Source organism: Moorena sp. SIO2C4, from assembly GCF_010672485.1.
Taxonomy (GTDB): Bacteria; Cyanobacteriota; Cyanobacteriia; order Cyanobacteriales; family Coleofasciculaceae; genus Moorena; species Moorena producens.
In genome coordinates, this window is record NZ_JAAHGN010000499.1 from 1 (window position 1) to 5354 (window position 5354).

At 45.3% G+C, this 5354-nt stretch carries 5 protein-coding genes and 1 pseudogene; 1 reads left to right on the top strand and 5 read right to left on the bottom strand.

From position 1 onward, the window contains the following. Positions 1-954 (top strand): annotated as a pseudogene (locus tag F6K20_RS22890) (HD family phosphohydrolase); the annotation flags it as partial. A gap of 59 nt (positions 955-1013) precedes the next feature. Here F6K20_RS22890 and F6K20_RS22895 read toward each other — a convergent pair. The 5 genes from F6K20_RS22895 to F6K20_RS22915 all read right to left on the bottom strand — a co-directional run bounded on the left by F6K20_RS22895 (position 1014) and on the right by F6K20_RS22915 (position 5095). Next, entirely contained in the window at positions 1014-1574 is a 561-nt protein-coding gene (locus F6K20_RS22895; protein WP_044491881.1) for a 5-formyltetrahydrofolate cyclo-ligase, read from the bottom strand. Positions 1575-1963: 389 nt separating this feature from the next. After that, positions 1964-2695, bottom strand: coding sequence for an undecaprenyl-phosphate galactose phosphotransferase family protein (locus F6K20_RS22900; RefSeq protein WP_008177920.1), 732 nt, complete (start codon positions 2693-2695; stop codon positions 1964-1966). Positions 2696-2795: 100 nt separating this feature from the next. Continuing rightward, positions 2796-3926 carry a glycosyltransferase gene (locus F6K20_RS22905; protein WP_008177918.1) on the bottom strand — a complete coding sequence of 377 codons (1131 nt, stop codon included), beginning with the start codon at positions 3924-3926 and terminating at the stop codon, positions 2796-2798. 126 nt (positions 3927-4052) lie between these two features. Then, a complete protein-coding gene (locus tag F6K20_RS22910; RefSeq protein WP_131827274.1) occupies positions 4053-4331 on the bottom strand; it encodes a hypothetical protein in 279 nt (92 codons plus the stop codon). 326 nt (positions 4332-4657) lie between these two features. Continuing rightward, complete coding sequence (locus tag F6K20_RS22915; RefSeq protein ID WP_044491854.1) at positions 4658-5095, bottom strand: hypothetical protein; 438 nt, start codon at positions 5093-5095, stop codon at positions 4658-4660. Positions 5096-5354: the final 259 nt, after the last annotated feature.

Here is a 5354-nt window from a genome sequence, read left to right on the forward strand (position 1 = left end):
TGATCGCGAGAGGAATTGGCTCTGCTCGGAGTTGGGGTGGGCTTAACTCAAGGTGTCGTTTCCCTGATTATCAATCTGATTATTAGTGCCACTGCTAGTACAATTTGGTCTGCAGTTCTGCCAGGAGCCTTGTTATTAGGTTTGTCTGGCTTAGCTTGGAGTATTGTCGCCCTGGGGCTATCACCTTACCTGGAACGTTTGTTTGACCTGGTGACACCGATTCGTCTGGCAGAATTGTCTAATCCCAACCGTCCCTTGCTCAAGCGTCTAGCTACTGAGGCACCTGGAACGTTTCAACATACTCTGTTTGTTGCTTCTTTGGCAGAAGCAGCGGCTCAAGAACTCCACTGTAATGTGGAACTGGTTCGGGCAGGTACGCTCTACCATGACATTGGTAAAATGCACGATCCGTTAGGGTTTATAGAAAATCAAATGGGTGGTCCGAACAAGCATGATCAGATTAATGATCCTTTCAAGAGTGCTGAAATTATCAAAAAGCACGTTACCGAAGGACTGGTTATGGCTCGTAAGCACCAGTTACCCAAGGCAGTGCGGGACTTTATCCCAGAGCATCAGGGGAAATTGCTGATTTCCTATTTTTATTTCCAGGCTCAGCAAAAAGCTCAACTTGAAGGTACTGGGTCTGTGGACGAGTCATATTTTCGTTATGACGGTCCAATTCCCCAGTCCCAGGAAACTGGTGTAGTTATGTTAGCTGATGCCTGTGAAGCGGCGCTACGCTCACTCAAAGAGGTCACTCCGGAAACTGCTCTTACGGTGGTCAATAAAATTCTCAAAGCTCGCTGGCAGGACAACCAATTAGTCGATTCTGGGCTAACCCGGCAGGATTTATCAAAAATTGCCCAAGTGTTCATCAGAGTTTGGCAACAATATAATCACCAACGTATTGCTTATCCAAAGGGAGCGCTTAATTGTCAATCGTCTACTAAATGAAGTACGAAGTCTCAAGTTTTTGTACAGCAAGAGTATGAAACAGTATGAAACACGGAATTTCAGATCTGTTCCACCCTCTTGAATCCTGTTTCTGTACAAACACTGTGCAAGCCTTTGTCCCACTCATCAATGGGTAGTTGAGGTATATAGGCAAATTCAAATACAATGCCGATGGTAGGAATAGAATCCCACTCTGGTGAATTCAGCAGTCGGTCATAGAAACCACCACCGTAGCCCAAACGATACCCCCGCTGGTCACAAGCCACAGCGGGTACAAGGATTAAATTCACATCCTTTGGCTCTAGGGTGGTAGCATTAGGTTTGGGTTCTAAAATACCATAATTTCCTTTTTGCAATGGAACGCCCGCCTTCCAGGTATGCCAGAAGAGAGATTTTCCCACACATCGGGGTAGTCCCCAGCAGTGCTTAGTGTCTGTAAATAGGGGACTTAGATCTGGTTCTTGTCGAAAACTGAAATAGGCTAAAACTGTTTGTGACTGGGTAACTAGGACGCCAGATTGTAGATGGGTACAGATGCGATCGCTTTTTTGCCGCCATTCTTCTACAGACATAGACTGGCGCTTTTGAAGCAGGGATCGGCGTAGTTCTGCTTTGTTCATCTGATCTTCCCTCCGGTTTGATAGGGCGATCATATCAACAAACTATGCTGATAGTAGGTAATCATACCGACTTGCATTTAGCGATGCAGAGGTGCGACCCGTGGCGAATTTAATTCGCCTACGGAAAGCGCACCTAAGCGGTCTTGGGGGAAACCCCCATGAGCGACTGCATCAAGACATGGGTAGGAGATAGGAGCTTGTTCACTCCCATCTCCCCATTCCGTTCAATTGAGCCCTTAAGCAATAAATAATAGCTTAAATAATAGGTTTGAGAGCAACTTGGTATCAGTAATGGGTAATTGGCAACTGGGCTTATTACCCATTACCCATGATCCATTACCTAATGTCACCCATTACCTAATTTCTCCTCTAGCAGGCACTAGTTACCTCTAGTAAGCACCGTTATTTTTGGGAAAAATAACAACACCAATGGTTTTCACGATGATCCATAAATCCAGCCAAAAATTCCGGAAACTGACATAGTAAACATCAATTTGCACACGGCGGTGGTAAGGTATGTCATTGCGTCCAGAAACCTGCCATAAGCCAGTAATTCCGGGTCGAATTGTCAAGACTTTATCCATGTGACGCCCGTATTTGGGCAATTCCTCTGGCACTAACGGTCTTGGACCAACCACACTCATCTGTCCGTTGAGTACATTCCAGAACTGAGGAAACTCATCTAAGCTAGTCAGCCGTAGAAATTTTCCAATTCCAGTAATTCGAGGATCATCCTTGAGCTTGTAATTATCCTGAAATTCCTCCCGTATCTGAGGGGATTTTTCGATCATCTCTAGCAACATTTCGTCGGCATTTTCCACCATAGTTCTAAATTTCAGGCAAGCAAAAGGTTTGTAGTCTTTACCCACCCGCTCCTGAACATAAAAAATTGGTCCAGGTGAGCTGATCACAATTAGCAATGCCAGTAGCAGGTAAACGGGAAAAAACGAAATCAGAACTGATAGGGAAAAGGTCACATCAAACAGTCGCTTGGCAAAATTTCCGTCTAAGCGATAGCGAGTCAGATTCTTGTGTCTACGACGTGAAACGAGGGGCTGAAAACCTCGCTTCACGAATGCTCGCAATATCTTGACGGAGTTAAGTTGGCTTTCGGCAGTCATCTCACTCCTTCAATTCACACCACACGTCATAATCATAAAGCTACGAGACACTCGCTATAGCGCATAGCCAGCTAGGATATTTAATTTTTTACCAGAGAAATTAAAACTGGTAGTCTTGATAACAGTTTTCCAAAAATGTCAGGTAGCGATCAGCAAAAATGTTGGGGGCAAATTTGGCAGCGTTTAACCGGCTCGCTTCCCGATTAAACTTTCCTGCCAAGGTCTCAAAGGTTTCCATGGCTTCAATCAAAGCCCTTGAGCTTTGCTCTGGAAACAATAGACCTGTACCACTGTCTAAATGTTGCCGAATATCTAGAACTGTTTCTAGTGCCCCACCAGCACCATAGGCAATCACCGGCGTACCACAAGCTTGGGCTTCCACCAGGGCAATGCCGAAATCCTCACAGGCAGCATAGACAAACCCTTTAGCTTTAGCCATATACTGCTCAACCACCTCATTGGGTTGAAATCCCATAAATTTTACATTCTTGTGAGCCAAGTTGCGAATCCCTGCTAAATCTGAGCCATCACCAATCACCACGAGAGGGTATCCCAGTTGATTAAAAGCTTGAACAATTAAAGATACTTGTTTGTAACTTACTATCCGGGAAACGGTCAGATAAAAATCTTCTTTTTCTTCCTGGAAAGGAAAACGTTCAATATTAACCGGTGGGTAAATAACTTCAGCCCTACGCCGATAGCAGCGCCAGATCCGCCGTGCTGTGTGATGAGAGTTGGCAATAAAGTAATCCACCCGATTTGCTGTAATCACGTCCCACTGACGTAACCGATGAAGCAGATAGCGAGTGATCAACCCTGGAAAACCCTGTCCCATAGAACTACTGCGCAAATAATCAAAGGTCAAGTCCCAGGCATAACGCATGGGCGTATGGCAGTAACAGATGTGCAGTTGTTGGGGACTAGTAAGGACACCCTTGGCAACAGCATGGGAAGAGGAGAGTATAATATTATACTCCCCTAGTTCCAGCTGTTCAATCGCTAAGGGTAGCAGCGGCAGATATTTCTGAACCCCGTTACGAGCGAAGGGTAAGTTCTGTAGGAATGTTGTGCCAATAGAGCGCTGATATAGATAACTCTGGGGATTGGTTGATTCAAAATCAATCAGGGCGTACAGGTCAGCATCAATGTGTTTGAGTATTTCTTGCACTACCAGTTCTGAGCCACCAGTTGCTTTGGGAGTCAACCACTCATGAACCAAGGCATATTTCATTAGATCTCAAAGGCAGATTGTTTAACAAAAATGGCGGAATTCCCCATCCAACTTTGACGGTGGGGATGGATAGTCAAATAGTTGATTATATGCTAATATGAATATAACTGGCTTAGGTCTACATGGTTAGGCATGGGCTGATGATAGTCGAGCTAGGTGGAATAGAGATGTAGTCAAAGCGCGTAAACGAACTCGACCACCGTTCGCAACAGCGTGCAGAAAAGGCAAGCGCAAGATGTCATTTAGACATAAATCAACTGGCACGACCGTTACAAACGGCGAAAACCAAGCGGCAAAAAGAATTATTGCCTGTGGAAGACGGGCGACTGCCTGTGGACGCTGAGTAAGACCATCACCAGATTCAGTTCTGGACTTTCTATTCTTAGGGAGTACCCAACGTGGCATCGGCGGATGAAGCGGGAAATCCTAAAGACGAATAAGACCGTCCTTGCTTCGCTGTTAGCGAAGCAAGTTGGGTTACTTCACATATACTACTGGCAGTACTTGAGAAACGAAACATACCATATACTTGAATGGTAAATTTACTATAGACCTAGCAGCTACGGTATTTTGGGTATTGCCTAACTAGCATATAAAAATATCGGGTTTTTCAGCTGCGCTCTAGACGGCGATTCTATAGCGCAGTCAGCCCACCACAAGACATCTAAACAACCTGTCTGGCAATACAGACGTCGAGGTAATAATAGGGTTTTATTAACTGTTTCAACCCCCTAGTTAGCTGAGCAGTAGGTATTAATATCCGCCACTAATTTTGGTTCTGGGGTGGTGGCTTTCTGCAAATTGCTCAAGGCTTCCTCCGCAGCTGAGCGGTCTTGCTTGTTAAAAGCCTCTACAAAGTCGCGAGTCGCCTTGCTGGTATTGCGATACATCTTAATAAAACCAGCTTGATAGTCTTGGAGCTGTTCGTCCTTAACTATTATCGATTCCATGTCTTGAGATGCCCCCTCCATAGCATTAGCTGCCTGGAGCATTGCCTCGGGATCACTTGATTCTCCACCATTAGTCAGGGTTTTAGCTTCTTCAACTGCCTGGTTCGCCACTTCAATAATTTTCTGACATTCAACTTTTTTGCCACTACAGCTAACGGTCAATAAGCTCATGAGTACAGTCGCCGGAACAAGCAGGAAGTACCGCGTTGGAAAATGCATTAATGCTCTCCTAATCAGTTTTGGGTACTCTCGTTGTGGTAGCATATTTTTACCATGCTGGAAAGCTTTAGCTTCATTTCCACAACACTCCACTCTTCAATGCACGGCGTTCAGAGTCAGGATAGGGTGAGCGCGTGGGTGTAGGCTGACTTTGACAGGACTTACGCAAAACTGGGCAACAAACATGCTGATGGTGTAGGGTCCTGAGGGAGACCCTACAAGTAGAGTTGCTGCGTAAGTCCTGATTGAGCCATAATTA